This window comes from Actinoplanes sp. ATCC 53533, from assembly GCF_003947245.1.
The window spans coordinates 47,876-64,610 of sequence record NZ_QHHV01000144.1 but is presented as its reverse complement, the minus strand read 5'-3'; the positions used below and the strand labels follow the sequence as shown (position 1 = coordinate 64,610).

Genomic DNA, 16,735 nt, shown 5'->3' with positions numbered 1-16,735 from the left:
GGCCGCGCCGCGGGTGCCGCTCGGCCGGCCGCGCCGGGGCTGGCCGCCGCCGTTCGACTCCTCGATCGGCTCGGCCACCGGGGAGACCGGCGCGCTGTAGGTGCGCTCACCCGGGGCGAGCTGCGCGAGCAGCGCGTCGCCCGGGCGGGCCTTGCTCGTGGTCGGCTTGATGCCGGCCTTGCGGGTGAGGTCGCGCACCTCGCTCTGCTGGTCGTCGGTCATCAGCGTGATGACGGTGCCCTGCGCGCCGGCCCGGGCCGTCCGGCCGGAGCGGTGCAGGTAGGCCTTGTGCTCGACCGGCGGGTCGGCGTGGATCACGATCGCGACGTCGTCGACGTGGATGCCGCGGGCCGCGATGTCCGTGGCCACCAGCGTCTGCGCGCTGCCGTCCGAGAACGCCGCCATGTTGCGGTTGCGGGCGTTCTGGGCCAGGTTGCCGTGCAGCTCGACGGCGGGCACGCCGGCCTGGACGAGCTGGCGGGTCAGCGTCTTGGCCCGGCGCTTGGTGCGGGTGAAGACGACCGTGCGGCCCGGCGCGGCGGTCAGGTCGACCAGCACCGGGAAGCGGTCGTCGTGCCGCACGTGCAGCACGTGGTGGGTCATCTCGATCGGTGCCTCGGCCGCCGAGTCGACGTGGTGCGTGACCGGCTTGTGCATGAAGCGCTTGACCAGCACGTCCACGCCGCCGTCCAGGGTCGCGGAGAAGAGCATCCGCTGGCCCTCGCGGGGGGTGCCGTCCATCAGGCGCCGCACCACCGGCAGGAAGCCGAGGTCGGCCATGTGGTCGGCCTCGTCGAGCACGGTGATCTCGACCGCGTCCAGGCTGGCGTAGCCCTGCTGGATGTGGTCGGCGAGCCGGCCGGGGCAGGCCACGAGCACGTCGACGCCGGCCTTGAGGCCCTTGATCTGCGGGTTTGCCCCGACGCCGCCGAAGACGGTGAGGGTGCGCAGCCCGAGCGTCGCGGCCAGCGGCGCGATGGTCGCCTCGATCTGGGTGGCGAGCTCGCGGGTCGGCGCCAGGATCAGCGCGCGGGGGCGCATCGGGCGCCGCGGCGACTTGCTCTCGGCCAGCCGGGCCAGCACGGGGAGCACGAACGCGAAGGTCTTGCCGGAGCCGGTGCGGCCACGGCCGAGCACGTCGCGGCCGGCGAGCGAGTCGGGCAGCGTGGCGGACTGGATCGGGAAGGGGGTGGTGATGCCGAGGTCGGCAAGGGCCGCGGCGAGCTTCGTGGGCACGCCGAGGTCGAGGAACGAGGACATGTAGGTATGAACTCCGTAAGTCTGAAGGGGTCGTCCTGCCCGGCGCAGACCTCACGGGTCGCGGCGCGTGGTGGTCGATCCAAAGGCGGCCCGAGGCAGAACTGGGCGGGCCGCGAGATCAAGTGTACGCGCCGCGTCACCGCAACTCCGCCGCACCCGGCTGTGACCCTGGCTGCACCTCGCGACACTCACCGTTTCTCCTCAGTGCCGGTCTCCCCCCGCCGGCCCGGTATCCCGAGGAGAAGCCCCATGAGCGGTGTTGTTGTCTTCGACCGCCGTCGCGAGGACGTCGTACGGGCGCACATGCCGCTCGTCGGTCATCTGGTCCGCGAGATGCTGGCCCGGGTGCCGGCCCACGTGAACCGCGACGACCTGCTCTCGGCCGGCTACGCGGCCCTGGTCGCCGCCGCCCGCGGCTTCGACGAGGCGCGCGGGGTGCCGTTCGGCCGGTTCGCCGCGGCCCGGGTGCGCGGTGCCCTGCTGGACGAGCTGCGCGGGCTGGACTGGGCTAGCCGGTCGGTGCGGCAGCGGGCCCGGCGCACGGATGCCGCCCGCCAGGAGCTGACCGCCGAGCTGGGCCGGACGCCGACTTCCGCCGAGGTGGCCGCGCACCTGGGCTGCACGGTCGAGGACATCGAGCACGCCGACGACGACGTGCAGCGGGCCGTCGTGTTCAGCCTGCAGGGCTTCGCCACGGCCGCGGCCGACGACATGGTGACCGAGCCCAGCGCGGGCCCGGAGGAGATCCTGATCCGCCGGGAGCGGCTCGGCTACCTGCGGCACGCCATCGAGGTGCTGCCCGAGCGGCTGCACGCGGTGATCACCGGCTACTTCTTCGAGGAGCGGCCGATGGCGCAGATCGCCGCCGACCTGGGGGTCACCGAGTCGCGGGTGTCGCAACTGCGCGCCGAGGCGCTGGCCCTGCTCAAGGACGGCCTCAACACGCACCTCGACCCGGCGCTGGCGGCGCAGAGCACGGCCAAGGACGGCTGCGTGGCGCGCCGCCGGGCCGCCTACTACGACCAGATCGCGACCCGGGGCGGCCTGCGCGACCGGCTCGCGCTGACCGGCGTGGACGGGCTGCCGGTAGCGGCCTGAGGCCGGCCCCTCGCGGGAGCCGGCCCCGGGATGGTCCGTGGGCTCAGCAGCGGGTCATGCGTTGGCGCAGGTGCCGGCCTTCTTCTGGGCGGCGATCGCCTTGTCGGCGCCCTTGGCGTAGAGGGCCAGGCCCTCCTTGGCGGGCTCGAGCTTCCACGTGTCGCCCTCGTAGACCATCGTGTAGGACTGGGCCGCGACGAGCTGCTTGGCGATCACGACGGCCTTGTCGGTGCCCTCCATCCGGGCGCTGGTGAGCTGGATGGCCAGGCCCTTGCGCGAGCACGCGGTGTTGAGCTTGACGTAGTCGGCCTTGGTGATGGCCTTCTTGCCGGCCGCGGTGTACATGTCCCAGGCGCCGGCGAAGTCGCCGCCGCTGAAGCGGTCGAACACGGTCTGCGCGGCGGACTTGGCGCCCTCGATGGTCTTCGGCTGCGGCCCGCCCGCGGCCGCCGCGGCGGCGTTGCCGGCGGGGGTGTCGTCCTTGTCGTCGGAGCAGGCGGTGGTGAGGGGGAGGGCGGCGACGGCGATGAGCGCCAGCGCGCCGAAGCGTCGGAACGGGTGGCTGTGGGTCATGCACCGCTTAATGTCGATGGACCGCCCGGCGTAACGGGCAAGGGCCTGCGGTGACTGATTCCTTACACTTGCACCGCCGCCCGTAACCTGACTCACGGGACTCGCGGTCCTGCGGACGCGTCGGCTATTCTGAGCGTTTCCACGGGAACAAAAAAAGCGACCATAAAGGTCGCTGACCTCGGAATGCTACCACAACAGGGAGTAGCTTTGTCAAGCTCCGCCGGCGGCACGGAAATTCTGCGGAACGACGACATCGAGTCCGAAAAGGCCTATCTGGCCGTCCTCTACGACCGCCTCGACCTGCTGCGTGACCAGGCCGACGAGCGGCTGCGGGCGATTCTGCTCGAAGCGGGCGGCACACCGCAGGGCCGTTCCCAGCGGGAGGCGACCCGGAGCCATTGGGCCGAGCAGTTGGCCCAGATGAATTCCGTCGAGAACGGGCTCTGCTTCGGCCGGCTCGACTTCGCCGCGGACAATCCGCGCTACATCGGCCGCATCGGACTGTTCGCCGAGGATCGCGATCGGGATCCGCTGCTGATCGACTGGCGGGCTCCCGCCGCCCGCCCGTTCTATCTCGCCACCGCGGTGTCTCCCGAGGGAGTGACCCGCCGCCGGCACCTGCGCACCCGGGGCCGCGAGCTGACCGGCATCGACGACGAGGTGCTCGACATCGAGGCCGGCGCCACCGACGGCCGCGAGGACGTGACCGGTGAGGCCGCGCTGCTCTCGGCGCTGACCGCGAACCGCACCGGGCGGATGCGCGACATCGTCGAGACCATCCAGTCCGAACAGGACGAGGTGATCCGGGCCGGGCTGCCCGGCGTCCTCGTGGTCCAGGGCGGCCCGGGCACCGGCAAGACGGCCGTGGCGCTGCACCGCGCCGCATACCTGCTCTATACGCACCGCGCCCAGCTCACCAAGCAGGGCGTGCTCATCCTCGGCCCGAACGCCACCTTCCTGCGGTACATCTCGCAGGTGCTGCCGTCGCTCGCCGAGACCGGCGTGCTGCTGGCCACCCTCGGCGACATGTTCCCGGGCGTGACCGCGCGGGCCACCGAGGCGCCGGCCGCCGCCGCGCTCAAGGGCCGGCTCGGCATGCTCGACGTGCTGGCCGCCGCGGTCGCCGACCGGCAGACCGTGCCGGAGGACTACCTGGAGGTCGACCACGACGGCTTCCCGCTGCGCATCGAGCGGGCCGTCTGCGAGGACGCCCGCGCGGAGGCGCAGCGCTCCGGGCGGCCGCACAACCTGGCCCGGTCGATCTTCGTGACCGCGGTGATCCACACGCTGTCGCTGCAGATCGCCGAGCGGATCGGCGCCGACCCGCTCGGCGGCGACAACCTCCTCGAGGAGGCCGACCTCGCCGAGACGCGGCGCGAGCTGCGCGAGGACGTGGACGTGCAGGCGGCGCTCTTCGACCTGTGGCCGGTCCTCACCCCTCGCCAGGTGCTGCGCGACCTGCTCAGCGACGCCGACCGGCTGGCCACGGCGGCGCCCGGGCTGACCGCCGAGGAGCGGGCGCTGCTGCTGCGCGAGCACCGGGCCGGCTGGGCGCCGGCCGACGTGCCGCTGCTCGACGAGCTGGCCGAGCTGCTCGGCGTGGACGACACGCTGCGGGCCCGGGCCGTCGCCCGGGAGCGGGAGCAGGCGATCGAGTACGCCGAGGGCGTGCTGGAGATCGTCGAGGGCTCCCGCTCGCTGGACTTCGAGGACCAGGAGGAGGAGGTGCTGTCCGCGATCGACGTCGTCGACGCGAGCGCCTTCGTCGAGCGGCACGAGGTGATCGACACCCGCACCGCCGCCGAGCGGGCGGGCGCCGACCGGAGTTGGGTCTTCGGGCACGTGATCGTCGACGAGGCGCAGGAGCTGTCGCCGATGGCCTGGCGGCTGCTCATGCGCCGCTGCCCGAGCCGGTCACTGACCGTGGTCGGGGACGTGGCGCAGACCGGCGAGCTGGCCGGGACGACGACCTGGGAGCAGGTCTTCGAGCCGTACGTCGCGCAGCGCTGGCGGCTCGCCGAGCTGACCGTCAACTATCGGACTCCGGCCGAGGTGATGACCGTCGCCGCGGACGTGCTCGCCGCGGTCGACCCGTCGCTGCAGCCGCCGCGCTCGGTGCGGACCGCCGGCGAGGAGCCGTGGGCGGCCCGGGTGCTGCCCGGCGCGCTCGCGACGGAGCTGATCGAGGCGGTACGGCGGGAAGCCGCCGCCGCCGCGGAGGGCCGCGTGGGGATCCTGGTGCCCGCGGGGCTGGCGGAGTCGCTGGGTCGCGAGCTCACCGCCGCCATCCCGGAGGCCGCCGTGGGGGAGCAGCCCGATCTGCTCAACCACATCGTGCTGATGACGGTCCGGCAGGCGAAGGGCCTGGAGTTCGACAGCGTGATCGTGGTCCAGCCGGACGAGATCATCGCGGAGAGCCCCCGCGGCCTCAGCGACCTCTACGTCGCGGTGACCCGGGCGACCCGCCGGCTCGGCGTGCTGCACACCACCGACCTGCCGAAGGTGCTCGCCGCCCTGGCCTGACGGCACGACGAAGCGGGGCCGGTGCGCTCGCACCGGCCCCGCTCGTGGCGATCTCTCAGGCGGCCTGCGCCAGCGGCGTGAAGCCGTGGGCGTTGGTCAGCGCCAGGCGCGAGTGCAGGCTCGTGTTGCCGGCGATGGTGGCGAAGTAGCCGGCCCGGCGGCGCGCGATGATGCTGTCCGGGTTCTCCGGCGCCGGCGCCAGCTCCGGGTCGAGGTGCGTGTTGAGGCCGTCCTTGAGCAGCGACAGCGCCTCGGCGCGCAGCTGGCTGATCCGGCTCTCGGTCACCCCCAGCTCGGTGGCGATGTCCGCCATCGGCCGCTCCTTGAGGAAGTACTCGGTGATGACGGTCTGCAGGCGCTCCGGCAGCGAGGCGATCGCGTGGTGCAGGTAGCCGATCTGCTCGCGGCGGATCAGCATGTCCTCCGGGCCGGGGGTGCGCTCGGTGACCAGGTCGTCGGGGCTGCTGGTGGTGAAGCCCTGCAGCGACAGCACGGTGGCACGCTGCACGTCGTTGTCCGTCTGGTGCAGGTCCGTGGTGGTGGTGCCGAGCGCCTGCGCCAGCTCCTCGTTCGACGGCGCCCGGCCCAGCGTGGTGGTCAGGTTCTGCCGCGTGGTGTCGGTCGCCCGCGCCTTGGTCCGCACCGACCGGGTCGCCCAGTCCAGCGAGCGCAGCTCGTCGAGGATCGCGCCGCGGATGCGGGTCGTGGCGAAGCGGTTGAACGGGATGCCGCGGGTCGGGTCCCAGCCGCGGGCGGCGGTCACCAGCGCGTGCAGTCCGGCGCTGGTGAGGTCGTCGCGGTGGATGTGGTTGGGGATGCGGCTGAGCATGTCGCGCACCAGGTGGCCGACCAGCGGCATGTGGGTGCGGATCAGCACTTCCTGCTCGGCGGCGGACAGGGCCGGCACGGCGGTCGCGGTGTCGGCGGTGAGGTCGGCAGCGGTCGTCATGGTGCTGGTCATGTGAATCCCCCGTGTGTTGTCGGTGGCCCGCGGCGGGTGGGCACCGGCTGACAAGGAGAAACTTTGCGTGACGCTGGGTACGCGCTCGGGTGGCGGAGAGTTGCCGACCGGTTGCTTCGTTTTCTCTTCTGAAGCGGTCGGTCCTCAGGCCGTTCGAGCGGGGACGTCGGCGGTCGCGAGATCCCAGACGAAGCGGGCGGGGGCGAAGGCCTCCGCATACCGCACGCGGGCCTGGGCGCCGAAGTGCCGGGCGGTGCCGGTGGGCAGCTCGGGGTCGACCGGCAGCGGGCCCTCGGCCAGCGCCATGAGCTTGCGGTCCAGGAACGGCGAGATGTCGACGAACAGCGCGGGAGCGAACAGCAGGGTCGACTCGCCGGCGTAGTGCAGGATCCGGCTGCTGTGCCGGGCGGCGGACAGCGTGGCCACGGCGGCGGCCCGGTGCTCGGTGTTGGCGTCGTCCGGGGCGTGCACGTAGACCACGTCGGCGTCGACGCCGGTGAGCACGTTCTCGATGGCGGCCACCGTCATCGCGGCGGACGAGACCAGCCCCGGCCAGGTCTCACCGGTCCGCTGCTGGCGCGACCGGCGGTCGCCGGCGGCCCGGGTGTACGTGCGGCGGTCACCGGAGCGGCGTTCCGCCGCTTGCGGACCCCAGACCAGGAGGCAATCGAGCTCCCGAGCGGCCGCTTCGGCCCGCCGGCTCCGTACGGTGCCCGGCCCGTCGCAGGTGAGCACGAGCATGGTGACGGAGTCGCCGGCGGAGCGATGCGCGGCGAGAGTGCCGGCACAGCCGAACTCGATGTCACCGGGATGGGTGCCGACCGCCAGCACATTGCGGGTCATGCTGTGCCCACCTGTCGCATCGCAGGCCTCCGTGGTCGCTGGATGCGCCGGCCCGGGGTTCGGCGGCGCTGAGTGTCCATCGACTCCGGGCCCCGCGAGTTGAGGGTTGTGGCGCGGCTACGGCACGCTGGTCCCATGGATCTCACCGACTCCGGCACCACCGTGAACGTGATCGCCGGCGTGGCCATGCTGGCCGGTGTCCTGGGCGTGGTGATCCCGATGCTGCCCGGGCTGCTGCTGTGCTGGCTGGCGGTGCTGCTCTGGGCGATCCTGGGTGACGCCGGCGGCGGCCGATGGGTGGTGCTCGGGCTGGCCACGGTCGTGGCGATCGGCGGCACGGTGGTGAAATATCTGTGGCCCGGCAAGCGCCTGAAGAGCACCGGGGTGCCCACCTCGTCGCTGCTGATCGGGGGAGTGCTCGGGATCGTCGGCTTCTTCGTGGTGCCGGTGGTCGGCCTGGTGCTCGGCTTCATCCTCGGCCTGTGGGCGGCCGAGCGGCTCCGGCTGGGCCCCGGTCAGGCCTGGCCGTCGACCCGGCAGGCGCTGGGTGCGGTCGGCTTGTCGCTGCTGGTGGAGTTCGCGGCGGCGCTGGGCATCGCGGTGATCTGGGTCTTCGGCCTGCTGGCCACCTAGCGTTACGGGGAAGGCGGCTCGGTGTTGCCGGCGCCGGTGTCGGTGCTGGTGTTGCCCGTGCGGCGCCGCAGATGCCGGCGGCGGCGCTGGGTGAGCAGCAGCAGGAGCGGCGTGGCGGCCAGCACGACCGCGAGCGCCGCGGCGAAGCCCAGGGACATGCCACGGCTGGTGGCGGCGCGGGTGGCCGCGGGGGCGGGCTGCTGGCCGTCCGGCTGGGCGGGAGGCGCGCTCGCGGCGGTGGCCGTACCGTGCGGGTCGGGGCCGCCGGGCTCGACCAGCTTGCCCACCGACGCGTCCTTGGGCAGCTTGAAACCCCAGTCCAGCAGGGCGGCGCCCTGCTGCCAGCCGCGCAGTGGCGCGGCCTCCGCGCCCAGCAGGGTGGCGACCAGCCGGCGGCCGTTGCGCTCGGCACCGCCGACGTAGCTGTGCCGGGCCAGCTTGGTGAATCCCGTCTTGCCGCCCAGCGCACCCGGGTAGTTGTAGATCAGCTTGTTCTCGTTCTGGATCTGGAAGCCGCCCTTCTTCAACTTCTTCTGGGCGGGGATCTGGGTGCGCTCGGTGAGCGCGTACTTGCGGAAGTCGGGCTTGGCGAAGCACTGCCGGGCGATCAGGGCCAGATCGTACGAGCTGGTGAACTGCCCCGGCCCGTCCAGGCCGGACGGCGTCTCCGCATGGGTCTGGTAGGCACCCAGCCGCTTGGCCTCGGCATTCATCGCCGCGACTGCGGCGGGCTGCCCGCCCCTGCCGCCGCCGAGCCGGGCCAGGGTGTTCGCCGCGTCGTTGCCGGAATTGAGCAGCAGGCCGAGCCACAGCGTGCTGACCGGATAGCGGCCGCCCTTGAGCAGGCCGACCGCCGAGCTGTACGGCTCGATGTCCAGGTCGCCGTCGGTGATGGTGGCGACCTGCTTGGGGTTGAGCTTGTCCATGACGGTCGCCACCAGCAGCAGCTTCTGCACGCTGGCCGGGGTGCCGTAGACGTGCGGTCCGCAGCCGCCGAGCACCTCACCGGTGTCCAGGTCGGCGACCAGCCAACTGGTCGCGGTCAGGGCGGGCGGCTTCGGCGCCCCGCGCGGCACGATCAGGCCGTCGGTGTCCAGCGCGTCGCCGCCGACCGCGCGCAGCACCGGGTCGTCCGCGGGCGGGACCGGCCGGGCCGGGCGGCCCGCCGGGGGCTTGACCTTGGGTCGCGGGCACGGCACGGTCGCGGCCTTGCCGGCTGCCCGCCCCGGCGCGGCTTGAGCCCGCTGAACCGATGCGGCCTGGCTCGGGGTGGCCAGGCTCGGGGTGGCCAGGATCGTGGTGGCGAGTGTGGCGGTGGCTGCCAGGGCCGCGAGGATCCGCCGCCGGGCCGGGGCAGGGCTGTCGAGATGCCGCACGGCGTTGTCGGGATGCTGCACGGCGTTGTCGAGATGCCTCACGGCCACACGGCTCCCGCGTCGAGTCGGCGCCGCAGCAACTGCTCCAGCGGCATGGTCTCGCCGTCGCCGCCGCCCGCGCCGACGATCAGCCGGGGCGCGCTGGGCGACACCTCCGTGCCGGTGAAGCGGGCACGCAGCGAGGACGGCACGGACAGGACGTAGAACCCGCCGTCCTCCCCGACCGCGACCGAGCGGTTCGCCTTCAGATACCAGCCGCGCAGCCGGGTGCGGTAGGTCGCGTGGCCGTCGAAGGCCCGGGCGCGGAGCACGGCGGGCGGCAGGCCACGCTCGGCCGCCCGGCGCACGAAGTCGGCGAGCAGCTTGCCGGCCTGTTCCGCCTCGGCGGCCCGGCCGGCCTCGAATGCGGCGGCGTGCCCGGCGACGGCCTGTCGGCGCTGCTCGTCCCAGGCGGAACGGTCGTCGGCGTCCATGCCGACGACCCTAACGGCATCCGCGCGCGGCCGGCCACCCGGGTTTTCCGCCGCCGATCGCTAACCACGCCGCCCCACGATTCCTGTGAATAGCGAGGTCGCATTTCGAAGGCGGGCGGGCCGATAATTGCCCGGGCTCTCCGGTATTCTGTGAAATTCAGGCGAACAGTTGCGCGCGGAGTGCGTCTCAGGCGAGACTAGGCGCGTTCTTCGGATTACGTCAGGAGTCGTTATGGCGCGGCAGGTAATCACGACCCTCATCGACGACCTGGACGGAAAGCCGGCCGACCGGACGGTCGAGTTCAGCCTCGATGGCACGAGCTACACCATCGACCTTTCCGAGGCCAATGCCGGCAAGTTGCGCAAGGTACTGGACCCGTTCATCGAGGCGGGCACGCGCATCGGCCGGGGTGGTTCCGGCCGCATCGCGGGTCGTCCGGCGAGTGGCGCGAGCCGCACGGCGGGCAGCCGCGACGAGAACAGGCTGATTCGCGAGTGGGCGGCCGAGAACGGCCACCAGATCTCCGAGCGGGGCCGCATCCCACAGGGCGTCAGCAATGCCTATCGGGCGGCGCACGGCCGCTGATCTTCGGCGGCCGCCAAGGGGCCGGGCGAACCGTCGTTGGTTCGCCCGGCCCCTTGGCGTATCCCCGGCGCCAGATCGAGGCACACCTCGATCGTCAGGCATCGCCGCTCGGTGGCGGTAGGTATCGCCGCTCGGTGGGGGTGGGCGTCGCCGCTCGGTGGGGGTGGGCGTCGCCGCTCGGTGGGGGTGGGCGTCGCCGCTCGGCGGCGGTGGGCACCCCTACCCCGGCGCGGCCTTTGCTCTGCTTCCCCATCGGAAACGCCCTCGGCTGGTGCCCGGCGCCGACCGAAAAGCAGAACCATCCGGTGTTTCCCATGGGGAAGCAGAGCAAAGGCCGCTGTCGGCAGCCGCAGGCCGGCCGGACGCGTCGACACCGGAGAACAAACGCCGTAGCGGTACTAAGCGGCACTCCGGCCGGCCCGGCTCAATCCCGCGACCTGCCGGCAGGCAAAGAGGCGCCCGGGGTAGCCCCAGCCAATCCCGCAGCCGGCGGCCCGGCTAAGACGGGCCGCCGGCCGCGGCAAAGGGGCGCTCCGGGCATCTCCCGCAATCCCGCACCGAGCGGACCGGGTAAAGGCAAAGGACCACGGGCCCCTAAACGGCGGCCGGGCCCCGCCTTAACCTCGGCCCGGCCCCTAAACGGCGGCCGGGCCCCGCCTTAACCTCGGCCCGGCCCCTAAACGGCGGCCGGACCCCGCCTTAACCTGGGCCCGGCCGCTAAACAGCCGCCGGCCGGGCTAACGACCCGGGCCGGCGGCAAAGGCCCGGCCCGGTGAACGGGGTATACCGAGCCGAGTTGTGGCAATGTGTGCATGCTTGGTGACCGTAGGCTCCGGCGGTCGTCAGGTGAATGGCCGCGCCGCCGCCATTAGGGCCTCGCGGCGGCGAATGACCGCGACCGGAAAGCTTCCGGTCAGTAAGGGTGGGCGGTTCAGGAAACGCGGAGTTCGGGCAGCATCGGCGCGACTGTTTCCAGCACCTTCTCGTCGCCGGCGTACCAGCTCGACTTGCGGGGCCAGTGCGCTATCACGTCGGTGAAGCCCAGCTCCGCCGCGCGGCCCACCGCGTCCGTGAAGGCCTCCGCGCTGCTCAGCGAGAAGACCGGGGACGAGTCCAGGTTCAGATAGCGGTCCATGGTGCGCCCGGCCGCCGCCTCGCTGAAGCGGGCGCTGACCTCGGCCACCGAGCGCCACCACGTGGCCTCGTCCGTGGCCTGCGCTCCCGTCGTGACCCAGCCGTCGCCGTACTTGGCTGCCAGCCGCAGCGCGCGGGGGCCGTTGGCCGCCACCACGAGCGGCGGGCGTGGCTGCTGCACCGGGCCGGGGATGCTGCGGGCGTCCACCGCGCGGTAGTACGTACCCGCGAAGTCGGTCCTGTCGTTCTCCAGCAGCTGCGTGAGCAGCGCGAGAAACTCGGTGAAGCGGTCGATCCGCTCGCGCGGGGTCAGCTCGGCCGCGCCCAGCACCGCGGAGTCGAAACCGGCGCCGCCCGAGCCCACGCCCAGCAGCAGCCGGCCCTGCGAGATGTCGTCCAGTGCGGTGATCTCGCGGGCGAAGTGCACCGGGTGCCGGAAGTTCGGCGAGGCCACGAACGTGCCGAGCCGGATCCGCCGGGTCACCATCGCCGCCGCCGTCAGGGTCGGCACCGCGTCGAACCAGGTGCCGTCGGCCAGGTCGCGCCAGCCCAGGTGGTCGTAGGTCCAGGCGTGGTCGAAGCCGTACTCCTCGGCCAGGCGCCAGCGCCGGCCCGCGACGGACCAGCGTTCGTCGGGGAGGATCACGATGCCGATGCGCACGGAAGGACGCTATCTCACGCCGAGCGCAGGCCGTCCTGGTCGTCCTTGGCCGTCGCCGCGCCGGTCGCGGTGTCGAAGGCCGCCAGCGCGCGGACCAGCTCCAGCCGGCCGGTGGGACTCATCCGTTCGAGCACCTCGGCGAGCGCCGCCCGGCGGCGCTCGCGCAGCTCCTCCAGCAGCAGATGGGCCGCCGGGGTGAGCAGCAGCCGGACCTCGCGGCGGTCCCGGGGGTCCGGCACGCGGCGCAGCAGGCCGGTGGCCTCCAGCCGGTCGCACAGCCGGCTGGCCGAGGACGGCACCACGTCGAGGGCCTCGGCGAGGCGGCTCATGTTGGTGTGCTCGCTGCGCGAGATGATCGTGAGCACCCGCAGTTGGGCCGGCGGCACGGCCGGGGACTGCGCGAGCCGGGCGCTGTCGAGCACACCCAGCAGCGACTCGACCGTCGACTCCACCGCCGCGGCGACGTCCGTGACGCGCTCCATGCCGGTCCTCTTCGCGCTGGAACTCAGTGGGGTGCTGAGATTCTGGGCCGTTCGGCCGTACCTGGTCATCGGCCCCCTCAAGCGTGGACCACGACGGTCAGCGCCGCCAGTCGAGGCAGACAGTCACCGCGTCGTCGTCCGGGTCCTCGCCCGCGTGATAGTCGCGCAGGCCGCGCATCACCGTACCCACTGCCTCGGTGGCGGGCTGCAGGCGCGTCCGGCGCAGGGCGGTCAGCAGGGCGGTTTCGCCGTACGGCACCCGCCCGCGCGGGCTGGCCGCGTGCACTCCGTCGCTCACCACGAGCAGCCGGTCGGCCGGTTCGAGCCGGAATCGCTGGATCTCGTACCGGGTCTCGCCGAACATGCCCAGCGGCAGTTGTTGCTCCAGGTTCACCGTGTGGATCCCGCGCTCCCGGGCGATGACGGCGCGCGGCGAGCCGGCGTCCACGGCCGCCACCTGCCCGCCGACCAGGTCGATCTCGAGCAGCAGGGTGGCGGCGTGCGCGGCCCCGCCGTAGCGGGCGTGCAGGGCGTCACTGGCCAGCTCGGCCTGCTCGACGATGTCGGAGCCGGAGCGCCGGGCGTTGCGCATCGCGTTGACCGCGACGGCGGTGAGCACGGCGGCGTCCAGGCCGGCGCCGTGGCCGTTCAGCACGGTGAGGGTGAGCCGGTCACCGGTCACCGTCCAGTCGAAGTGGTCGCCGTAGACCGCGTACGCCGGCTCCAGCTGCCCGGCGACCAGGAAGCGGCGGTCGCCCAGCGAGCGGCCCGGCAGCAGCTCCCACTGCAGTTCCGCGGCCATGGTCAGGCGCTCCCGCCGGGCCACCCGGCGGTACCGGTCGGTGACCTGGTCGGCCGCCCGCAGGGCGACGGCCAGCTCGTCCGCGACGGCCGAGAGCTCGCCGGTCAGCCCGCTGCCCGGCGGCAGCGAGGTCTCCACGACCAGTACGCCGAGGCGCTCGCCCCAGACGGTCAGCGGCAGGTACGCCCGGTTGGCGTCGACCAGCGGCCGCTGGCTGCCGAAGCAGCGCACGGCGAGGGCGTTGCCGGCCGGCCCGTCCGGTTCGAGCAGCGGCCAGAGGCTGGTCATGGCCAAGTCGCCGAGCAGCGCCTCGACCCGCCCGGCCGCGTAGTGCCGGCGCAGGTGGTCCGCCACGACCTCGGGAAGCCGGTCGGGCGGCGCCGCGCGCAGCAGTGCCCCGACGGGCGTCGGACGGTCGGACACGGTGACCTCCCTTTCCCAGCAGGCACGGAGCAGCCACGGCCACAGGAATATTTGCTGTACGGCAAGGATGATAGGACCACAATGCATCGGCACGGGGCATCGGGTGCGGGGAGTGGCTGGTCGCTCAGTGCGAGCCCGGACCGCCCGCCAGCGCGAAGGTCTTCTCGAAGTGGATGAGGCTGCCGCGGCGGGGCGTCGACTGCATCCGTACGTTGTCGCTCAGCGCCTTGATCAGGAACAGCCCGCGGCCGCGCTCACCGCCGGGTTCCGGATCGTTCACCGCGTTCGCGTCGAAGCCGGCTCCGTTGTCGGCGACATCGATCGCGCAGCGGTCCTCGGCCACGTCGAGGCGGACCTCGATGCCGTCCGCGCCGGTGGCGTGCCTGACCACGTTGGCGCAGGCCTCGGCCAGGGCCAGTTCCAGATCGTCGCCGTCCTGGCGGTCGACCGGGAAGGCGGAGAGGGCACACCGCAGCAGGCGGCGCACCGCCGGCACGCTTTCGACCTCCCGCGGCAGGTTGAGCCGGACCGAGATACGCATGCGACTCCTCCTCACCGTTGCTGGGCCTGAGCCGTGTCGACCTGTGACTCTGATGTGCCCGCTGAACGGCCGCGCTAACCCGCTGTGGCCGATCTCGCAGCGTGCCGGTCCGGGCGGCGGCCGGCTGGACCGGTTCATCACGGGGCGCGCGAAGGAGAAAGACCTTCGCGTCGATTTCATCACGGTGCACTGGCACGGCCCCGATTTCGGCGCCGCCGCGCGGGATAGGGTCGAATCATGATTCGGTTCGGCTACAAGGCATCGGCGGAGCAGTTCGCGCCGCGTGAGTTGCTCCGCTACGGCATCCAGGCCGAGCAGCAGGGCTTCGACTCGGTGTTCGTCAGCGACCACCTGCAGCCGTGGCGGCACGACGGCGGGCACGCGCCCGCCGCGCTGCCCTGGCTCGGTGCGCTCGCCGCGAGCACCGAGCGGATCCTGCTCGGCACCAGCGTGCTCACCCCGACGTTCCGCTACCACCCGGCGGTGGTCGCGCAGGCGTTCGCCACCCTCGGTTGCCTCGCGCCCGGCCGGGTCATCCTCGGCGTGGGCTCGGGGGAGTCGCTCAACGAGGTCCCGCTCGGGCTGCAGTGGCCGGACGGCAAGGAGCGCTTCGCCCGCCTCAAGGAGGCGGTCACCCTGATCCGGCGGCTTTGGACCGAGGACAGGGTGACCTACGAGGGCACCTTCTACCGCACCGAACTGGCCACCATCTACGACAAGCCCGAGCAGCCGGTGCCGATCTACATCGGCGCCTCCGGCCCGGCCGCGACCCGGCTCGCCGGGCGCATCGCCGACGGGTTCATCACCACCAGCGGCAAGGGCCACGAGCTCTACACCGACACGCTGCTGCCGGCCGTCCGGGAGGGCGCCGAGAAGGCGGCCCGCTCGCTGGACGACGTCGACCTGATGATCGAGGTCAAGGTCTCCTTCGACCCCGACCTCGAGCAGGCGCGCAACGACACTCACTACTGGGGTGCGCTGGCCCTCTCGCCGGAGGAGAAGACCGGCGTGGAGGACCCGATCGAGATGCAGCGGCGCGCGGACGCGCTGTCGGTGGACCGGACGGTCACGCGCTGGATCGTCTCCTCGGACCCGGACGAGCACGCGGCGAAGGTCGCCGAATATCTCGACATGGGCTTCAAGCACCTGGTCTTCCACGCGCCGGGCCCGGACCAGGACCGCTTCCTGCGCGTGTACGGCGAGCAGATCCTGCCCCGGCTGCGCGACCGGGCCTAGTCCCGGAAGTTCTCGCCCGGCACCGCACGCAGGTGTGACGGGCCGTACCGGTGCTCGTCCCGGCCCTCGCCCTGGATCACGGTGAGGTCGGGGCGGCCCGGTTCGCCGCGCCGCCTCTCCTGCCGGCGCCCGTCGCGGCCGGGTGGCGGCACGGAGTGCCGGGCCGCGTGCCGAGGCGCCGGTGGCTCGTAGCCGGCCGGGCCGGAGTCGACGGCCGGCGGCGCCGACTGCGGCGCCGGGGCTTCGTAGCGCGGGGCCCCGCCGGCGCGCCGCCTGCCGCGGATGGCCTCGTGGCGCTGCGGTGCCGGCCGGCGCCCGATCTTCCAGCGGCGGACGTATTCCGCCCAGGCGGTGCGCAGCGCGCGCAGCACGGCCGGGAGCAACTGGCGGGGCCGGTCGTCGTTGTGGATGGGTGGGTAGCCGACGGTGGCGACCTCCACCACCCGCAGGCCCTGGGTGGCCATCCGGAGGGTGGTCAGGGTGTCGATCTCCGGCCCCTCGCCCCAGGCGAGCCGGCCGCGCTTGGGTCCGCGCGCGTCGGGGGCCGGCAGCTCCAGCGCCGGCAGCAGCACCCGCCAGTAGGCGTTGTAGCCGCAGCTGAGGTCGGTGTAGCGGGTGCCGAAGAAGACGTTCACGACGCGGCACAGCAGGGCGTGGCCGAAGCGCTCCGGGGCACCGGCGTCGCGGTGGTCGCCGCCGGAGCGGAAGCGCGAGCCGTGTGCCGCCTCGGCGCCGGAGAGCAGGGCGTCCACGAAGCGGGGGATCTCCTGGGGGTCGGCCGAGCCGTCGGCATTGAGAGTGACAACGATGTCGCTGGTGCTCGCGGCAAAGCCGCAGACCAGCGCGTTGCCCTTGCCGGAGCGGGTCTGCCGCACCACGATCACGTCGGGGCGGACCTCCCGGGCCACGGCCACCGTGTCGTCGCGTGACCGGCCGTCCACCACGACGACCTCGTCCACCGGCGGGAGGTTCTCCAGGATCAGCGGCAGGTTGTGTTCCTCGTTGAGGGCTGGGATCACGACGGTCACAGTTGGCGGCGTCGACCACGAATCGTGGGTCGCGTGCTGGCGCGGCGCGGGAGGCATGGCGGTGGCTCCTCGGCGGTGTCCGGCCGGTTTGGGGGTGCCGGC

At 73.0% G+C, this 16,735-nt stretch carries 17 protein-coding genes; 6 read left to right on the top strand and 11 right to left on the bottom strand.

The window, feature by feature from the left end:
- A partial coding sequence (locus tag DMB66_RS39645) for a DEAD/DEAH box helicase (protein WP_148112802.1) occupies positions 1-1,260 on the bottom strand: 1,260 nt, incomplete at its 3' end.
- A 249-nt stretch (positions 1,261-1,509) separates the two neighbouring features.
- Here DMB66_RS39645 and DMB66_RS39640 point away from each other — a divergent pair.
- On the top strand, positions 1,510-2,358 hold the full coding sequence (locus DMB66_RS39640; RefSeq protein WP_125809261.1) for a sigma-70 family RNA polymerase sigma factor: 849 nt from the start codon (positions 1,510-1,512) through the stop codon (positions 2,356-2,358).
- Positions 2,359-2,412: 54 nt separating this feature from the next.
- On the opposite strand, the gene DMB66_RS39635 is transcribed toward DMB66_RS39640, so the two are convergent.
- Positions 2,413-2,931 carry a hypothetical protein gene (locus DMB66_RS39635; protein WP_125809260.1) on the bottom strand — a complete coding sequence of 173 codons (519 nt, stop codon included), beginning with the start codon at positions 2,929-2,931 and terminating at the stop codon, positions 2,413-2,415.
- A 183-nt stretch (positions 2,932-3,114) separates the two neighbouring features.
- Here DMB66_RS39635 and DMB66_RS39630 point away from each other — a divergent pair, with 183 nt between their 5' ends.
- Positions 3,115-5,454, top strand: a complete 2,340-nt coding sequence (locus DMB66_RS39630; protein ID WP_125809259.1) for an ATP-binding domain-containing protein — start codon at positions 3,115-3,117, stop codon at positions 5,452-5,454.
- Between the two features lie 55 nt (positions 5,455-5,509).
- Here DMB66_RS39630 and DMB66_RS39625 read toward each other — a convergent pair whose 3' ends face one another.
- Positions 5,510-6,415 (bottom strand): sigma-70 family RNA polymerase sigma factor, encoded by a 906-nt coding sequence (locus DMB66_RS39625; protein WP_125809258.1) that lies wholly within the window; start codon positions 6,413-6,415, stop codon positions 5,510-5,512.
- Positions 6,416-6,559: 144 nt separating this feature from the next.
- Positions 6,560-7,258 (bottom strand): PIG-L deacetylase family protein, encoded by a 699-nt coding sequence (locus tag DMB66_RS39620; protein WP_125809257.1) that lies wholly within the window; start codon positions 7,256-7,258, stop codon positions 6,560-6,562.
- A 135-nt stretch (positions 7,259-7,393) separates the two neighbouring features.
- Here DMB66_RS39620 and DMB66_RS39615 point away from each other — a divergent pair, with 135 nt between their 5' ends.
- Entirely contained in the window at positions 7,394-7,891 is a 498-nt protein-coding gene (locus DMB66_RS39615; RefSeq protein WP_125809256.1) for a DUF456 domain-containing protein, read from the top strand.
- 2 nt (positions 7,892-7,893) lie between these two features.
- Here DMB66_RS39615 and DMB66_RS39610 read toward each other — a convergent pair whose 3' ends face one another.
- Both DMB66_RS39610 and DMB66_RS39605 read right to left on the bottom strand, forming a co-directional pair.
- On the bottom strand, positions 7,894-9,228 hold the full coding sequence (locus DMB66_RS39610) for a D-alanyl-D-alanine carboxypeptidase (RefSeq protein ID WP_370320103.1): 1,335 nt from the start codon (positions 9,226-9,228) through the stop codon (positions 7,894-7,896).
- Between the two features lie 77 nt (positions 9,229-9,305).
- Positions 9,306-9,740: a hypothetical protein gene (locus DMB66_RS39605; RefSeq protein WP_125809255.1), complete on the bottom strand. Its 435-nt coding sequence runs from the start codon at positions 9,738-9,740 to the stop codon at positions 9,306-9,308.
- Between the two features lie 232 nt (positions 9,741-9,972).
- Between DMB66_RS39605 and DMB66_RS39600 the strand changes: the two genes are divergently transcribed.
- On the top strand, positions 9,973-10,326 hold the full coding sequence (locus tag DMB66_RS39600) for an Lsr2 family protein (RefSeq protein WP_125809254.1): 354 nt from the start codon (positions 9,973-9,975) through the stop codon (positions 10,324-10,326).
- A gap of 931 nt (positions 10,327-11,257) precedes the next feature.
- On the opposite strand, the gene DMB66_RS39595 is transcribed toward DMB66_RS39600, so the two are convergent.
- The 4 genes from DMB66_RS39595 to DMB66_RS39580 form a co-directional block, all read right to left on the bottom strand.
- Positions 11,258-12,121, bottom strand: a complete 864-nt coding sequence (locus DMB66_RS39595) for an LLM class flavin-dependent oxidoreductase (protein ID WP_125809253.1) — start codon at positions 12,119-12,121, stop codon at positions 11,258-11,260.
- A gap of 14 nt (positions 12,122-12,135) precedes the next feature.
- Entirely contained in the window at positions 12,136-12,603 is a 468-nt protein-coding gene (locus tag DMB66_RS39590; RefSeq protein WP_125809252.1) for a MarR family winged helix-turn-helix transcriptional regulator, read from the bottom strand.
- Between the two features lie 97 nt (positions 12,604-12,700).
- A complete protein-coding gene (locus DMB66_RS39585) occupies positions 12,701-13,828 on the bottom strand; it encodes a PP2C family protein-serine/threonine phosphatase (RefSeq protein WP_233625165.1) in 1,128 nt (375 codons plus the stop codon).
- Positions 13,829-13,952: 124 nt separating this feature from the next.
- Complete coding sequence (locus DMB66_RS39580) at positions 13,953-14,369, bottom strand: ATP-binding protein (protein WP_125809250.1); 417 nt, start codon at positions 14,367-14,369, stop codon at positions 13,953-13,955.
- Positions 14,370-14,412: 43 nt separating this feature from the next.
- On the opposite strand from DMB66_RS39580, the gene DMB66_RS39575 reads away from it, so the two are divergent.
- Both DMB66_RS39575 and fgd read left to right on the top strand, forming a co-directional pair.
- Positions 14,413-14,610: a hypothetical protein gene (locus DMB66_RS39575; protein ID WP_125809249.1), complete on the top strand. Its 198-nt coding sequence runs from the start codon at positions 14,413-14,415 to the stop codon at positions 14,608-14,610.
- A complete protein-coding gene (gene fgd / locus DMB66_RS39570) occupies positions 14,607-15,605 on the top strand; it encodes a glucose-6-phosphate dehydrogenase (coenzyme-F420) (protein WP_125809248.1) in 999 nt (332 codons plus the stop codon). The genes DMB66_RS39575 and fgd overlap by 4 nt, the downstream gene beginning before the upstream one ends.
- Here the strand turns inward: fgd and DMB66_RS39565 are convergent.
- Positions 15,602-16,690: a glycosyltransferase family 2 protein gene (locus tag DMB66_RS39565; RefSeq protein WP_125809247.1), complete on the bottom strand. Its 1,089-nt coding sequence runs from the start codon at positions 16,688-16,690 to the stop codon at positions 15,602-15,604. The two genes, fgd and DMB66_RS39565, sit on opposite strands and share 4 nt — an antisense overlap.
- Between the last annotated feature and the right edge of the window lie 45 nt (positions 16,691-16,735).